The sequence below is a fragment of the Streptococcus mitis genome (assembly GCF_001579035.1).
GTDB classification, from domain to species: Bacteria; Bacillota; Bacilli; order Lactobacillales; family Streptococcaceae; genus Streptococcus; species Streptococcus mitis_J.
The window spans coordinates 26,191-30,224 of sequence record NZ_KQ970292.1 but is presented as its reverse complement, the minus strand read 5'-3'; the positions used below and the strand labels follow the sequence as shown (position 1 = coordinate 30,224).

The following is a 4,034-nucleotide window of genomic DNA, read 5'->3' as shown; positions in this document are numbered from 1 at the left end:
GAGTTCTTGTCAAAGAATTGCAATCTCTTGGTCTTGATATGCGTGTCCTTGACGAAGATGACCAAGAAGTGGAACTTCGTGACTTGGATGAAGGAATGGACGAAGATGTCATCCACGTAGATGACCTTGAAAAAGCCCGCGAAAAAGCAGCACAAGAGGCTAAAGCAGCCTTTGAAGCTGAAGAAGCTGAAAAAGCAACAAAAGCGGAAGCAACAGAAGAAGCTGCTGAACAAGAATAAGTAGCTCACTTAGAATAGAAAGGGAAGAAATAGTGGTTGATGTAAATCGTTTTAAAAGTATGCAAATCACCCTAGCTTCTCCAAGTAAAGTCCGTTCATGGTCTTATGGAGAAGTCAAAAAACCTGAAACAATCAATTACCGTACTTTGAAACCAGAACGTGAAGGTCTCTTTGATGAAGTTATCTTTGGACCTACAAAAGACTGGGAATGTGCTTGTGGTAAATATAAACGCATTCGTTACAGAGGGATTGTTTGTGACCGCTGTGGGGTTGAAGTAACGCGTACAAAAGTTCGTCGTGAGCGTATGGGGCACATCGAGTTGAAAGCTCCTGTATCTCACATCTGGTACTTCAAGGGGATTCCAAGCCGTATGGGCTTGACCCTTGATATGAGCCCTCGTGCCCTCGAGGAAGTTATCTACTTTGCGGCTTATGTGGTGATTGATCCAAAGGATACACCACTTGAGCACAAGTCTATCATGACAGAGCGCGAATACCGTGAGCGCTTGCGTGAGTATGGCTATGGATCATTCGTTGCCAAGATGGGTGCCGAAGCCATCCAAGACCTTTTGAAACAAGTAGATCTTGAAAAAGAAATTGCTGAACTCAAAGAAGAATTGAAAACAGCTACTGGACAAAAACGTGTCAAAGCAATCCGTCGTTTGGATGTTTTGGATGCCTTTTACAAGTCTGGAAACAAACCTGAATGGATGATTCTTAACATCCTTCCGGTTATTCCACCAGATCTTCGTCCAATGTTGCAGTTGGATGGTGGCCGTTTTGCCTCATCTGACTTGAATGACCTTTACCGCCGTGTTATCAACCGTAACAACCGTTTGGCTCGTTTGCTTGAGTTGAATGCACCTGGTATCATCGTTCAAAATGAGAAGCGTATGCTTCAAGAAGCGGTTGACGCTTTGATTGACAATGGTCGTCGTGGTCGTCCGATCACAGGACCAGGTAGCCGTCCACTGAAATCTTTGAGCCACATGCTTAAAGGTAAACAAGGACGCTTCCGTCAAAACTTGCTCGGTAAACGTGTTGACTTCTCAGGACGTTCCGTTATCGCCGTTGGTCCAACGCTTAAGATGTACCAATGTGGTGTGCCACGTGAAATGGCGATCGAGCTCTTTAAACCATTCGTGATGCGTGAAATCGTTGCCCGTGATATCGTGCAAAACGTCAAAGCTGCTAAACGCTTGGTGGAACGTGGAGACGAACGCATCTGGGATATCCTTGAAGAAGTGATCAAAGAACACCCAGTGCTTTTGAACCGCGCACCGACCCTTCACCGTTTGGGTATCCAAGCCTTCGAGCCAGTCTTGATTGATGGTAAGGCCCTTCGCTTGCACCCGCTTGTCTGTGAAGCCTACAATGCCGACTTTGACGGAGACCAAATGGCCATCCACGTACCGCTTTCAGAAGAAGCTCAAGCAGAAGCTCGTATCTTGATGCTCGCTGCTGAGCATATCTTGAACCCGAAAGATGGTAAACCAGTTGTTACTCCATCTCAGGACATGGTTTTGGGTAACTACTACTTGACTATGGAAGAAGCTGGTCGTGAAGGTGAAGGAATGGTATTCAAAGACCGTGACGAAGCAGTTATGGCTTACCGTAATGGTTATGTTCACCTTCACTCACGTGTTGGTATCGCAACAGACAGCCTCAACAAGCCTTGGACAGAAGAGCAAAAACACAAGGTCTTGCTTACAACAGTTGGTAAAATCCTCTTCAACGACATCATGCCAGAGGGTCTACCATACTTGCAAGAACCAAACAATGCCAACTTGACAGAAGGGGTTCCAGCCAAATACTTCTTGCCACTTGGTGGAGATATCAAGGAAGCTATCAGCAATCTTGAACTCAACCCTCCATTCAAGAAGAAAAACCTTGGAAATATCATCGCTGAAATCTTCAAACGTTTCCGTACGACAGAAACTTCTGCCCTACTTGACCGTATGAAGAACCTCGGTTACCACCACTCAACTCTTGCAGGATTGACAGTGGGTATTGCCGATATCCCAGTCGTTGATGACAAGGCTGAAATCATTGAAGAATCACACAAACGTGTAGAACAAATCACAAAACAATTCCGTCGTGGTATGATTACAGATGATGAGCGTTACAATGCTGTTACAGCTGAATGGCGTGCTGCCCGTGAAAAATTGGAGAAACGCTTGATTGCCAACCAAGATCCTAAGAACCCAATCGTTATGATGATGGACTCTGGAGCCCGTGGTAACATCTCAAACTTCTCACAGCTTGCCGGTATGCGTGGTCTGATGGCGGCTCCGAACGGACGTATCATGGAATTGCCAATCCTTTCAAACTTCCGTGAAGGTTTGTCGGTATTGGAAATGTTCTTCTCAACTCACGGTGCGCGTAAAGGTATGACCGATACGGCCCTTAAGACAGCCGACTCAGGTTACTTGACTCGTCGTTTGGTTGACGTTGCCCAAGATGTTATCATCCGTGAGGACGACTGTGGAACAGACCGTGGTCTCTTGATCCGTTCTATCGCAGAAGGAAAAGAAATGATCGAGTCTCTCGAAGAGCGTCTCAATGGTCGTTACACTAAGAAAACCGTTAAACATCCAGAAACTGGTGCAGTGATTATCGGTCCAAATGAGTTGATTACAGAAGACAAGGCGCGTGAAATTGTCAATGCTGGTGTGGAAGAAGTGACTATCCGCTCTGTATTTACATGTAACACTCGTCATGGTGTCTGCCGTCATTGTTATGGTATCAACTTGGCGACTGGTGATGCGGTTGAAGTTGGTGAAGCAGTCGGTACAATCGCTGCCCAATCTATCGGGGAACCTGGTACACAGCTTACAATGCGTACCTTCCACACGGGTGGGGTTGCCTCAAATACCGATATCACTCAGGGTCTTCCTCGTGTCCAAGAAATCTTTGAAGCCCGCAATCCTAAAGGGGAAGCGGTTATCACAGAGGTTAAAGGACAAGTTACTGCTATCGAAGAAGATGCATCAACTCGTACCAAGAAAGTCTTTGTTAAGGGTGAAACTGGCGAAGGTGAATATGTCGTTCCATTTACCGCTCGTATGCGTGTCGAAGTTGGAGACCAAGTAGCGCGTGGTGCTGCTCTTACAGAAGGTTCTATCCAACCAAAACGTCTCCTTGCAGTTCGCGATGTCTTGTCAGTTGAAACTTACCTTCTCGGTGAAGTACAAAAAGTTTACCGTAGCCAAGGGGTAGAAATCGGTGACAAACACATCGAGGTAATGGTTCGTCAAATGATCCGTAAAGTCCGTGTCATGGATCCAGGTGACACAGATCTTCTCATGGGTACCCTCATGGATATCAATGACTTTACAGATGCCAACAAAGATGTCCTTATCGCAGGTGGCGTTCCAGCGACAGGTCGCCCAGTCCTTATGGGAATTACCAAAGCCTCACTTGAAACTAACAGTTTCTTGTCAGCGGCTTCCTTCCAGGAAACAACTCGTGTCCTTACTGACGCGGCTATCCGTGGTAAGAAAGACCATCTCCTTGGACTTAAAGAAAATGTTATCATCGGTAAGATCATCCCAGCAGGTACTGGTATGGCTCGTTACCGTAACCTTGAACCACATGCTGTCAACGAAGAAGAATACCTTAACCCTCCAGTAGAGGAAGAAGGAAACGAAGAAACAACAGAAGTGGTTGTGGATACTGCCGTTGAAACTGTGGAAGAAACAGTAGAATAAAAGAGAATGAGAGAGCCTTCGGGTTCTCTTTCTCTTTTCTGAAAACTTTCTACATTTTTCCATGAAATGTGGTAAAATAATACTC

Annotated in this window: 2 protein-coding genes; both read left to right on the top strand. The window is 45.8% G+C overall.

Going from position 1 to position 4,034, the window contains the following annotated elements; translation table 11 throughout:
- Positions 1–239: hypothetical protein (locus tag SMIDD26_RS12360; protein ID WP_167747518.1), on the top strand; the 239-nt coding region annotated here is incomplete at its 5' end.
- Positions 240–271: 32 nt separating this feature from the next.
- Positions 272–3,949 (top strand): DNA-directed RNA polymerase subunit beta', encoded by a 3,678-nt coding sequence (rpoC, locus tag SMIDD26_RS09915; protein ID WP_033686295.1) that lies wholly within the window; start codon positions 272–274, stop codon positions 3,947–3,949.
- Positions 3,950–4,034 lie beyond the last annotated feature (85 nt).